This is a genomic window from uncultured Campylobacter sp., from assembly GCF_938031315.1.
Classification (GTDB): Bacteria; Campylobacterota; Campylobacteria; order Campylobacterales; family Campylobacteraceae; genus Campylobacter_B.
On record NZ_CALHHT010000377.1, the window covers coordinates 1 to 1007 of the forward strand.

Below are 1007 nucleotides of genomic sequence, written 5' to 3' on the forward strand. Positions count from 1 at the left end.
TAAGGGCTTTGCCGCGCCTTTTATTATCGACTGCGCAAACGGCGCCGCGGGCATTACGGTTACTAAAATCATAGAAAGGCTAGGACTAAACGCTAAAATTTTATTTCCACAGCCAGACGGCAACTTCCCAAACCACCACCCAGACCCCAGCGAAGAGAAAAATTTAGCAGATCTCAAAGCTGCGATGAAGCAAGACGGCGTGAGCTTGGGCTTCGGCTTTGACGGGGATGCAGATAGGATCGCCGTACTTACGCCGCGCCGCAACATCAAAGGTGACGAGCTAGCATGCCTGCTTGCTCTAAACATGCACCGCCCGCGCATCCTAGGCGAGGTTAAATGCTCTCAAGCGATGTATGACACCATCGATAAGATCGGCAAAAGCTTTATGGGCAAGACCGGTCACAGCAACATCAAAAAGGCGATGAAGGAGCTCGGTATCGATCTTGCCGCCGAGGTTAGCGGGCATATTTATTTTAAAGAGCGATATTTCGGCTTTGATGACGGCGTATATGCGATGATGCGCGTGCTTGAGCTCGTAGCTAAAGGATATGATTTAGACGCCGAACTAGACAAGCTACCGCGAGTTTTTAGCACCGACGAGATAAAATTTAATACGAGTGAGGAGGCGAAATTTAAGATCATCGAAGCTCTTAAAGCTCAAATCCACGCAGGTATCGCGGAGCTGCCACCCATCCGCGATATTATCGAGATCGACGGCATCAGAGTGCGGTTTGATGACGGCTGGGCGCTAGTACGGGCAAGCAACACCACGCCCGTGATCGTAGCTCGCTTCGAGGCCTCTAGCCCTGAGTTTCGCGACGAGATGCAGCGCGTATTTTTAGGTAAACTAGAAAATTTAAAGGACCAGAGATGAACGAATCTGAAAAGCAAGAGGTTGAGAAAAATATAAAAGAGCTTTTGGCTGCGAGAGCGGAATTTTTTAAATTCTTAGATGAGCGTGTTCCTAAAATCGCGGGTACCGACGTATTTGATTTCGAGCGCGCAGG

1 pseudogene is annotated in these 1007 nt (G+C 49.3%); it reads left to right on the forward strand.

Annotated features, from left to right (window positions below):
* Nucleotides 1–874: pseudogene (locus tag Q0236_RS09285) on the forward strand (phosphomannomutase/phosphoglucomutase); the annotation flags it as partial.
* Between the last annotated feature and the right edge of the window lie 133 nt (nt 875–1007).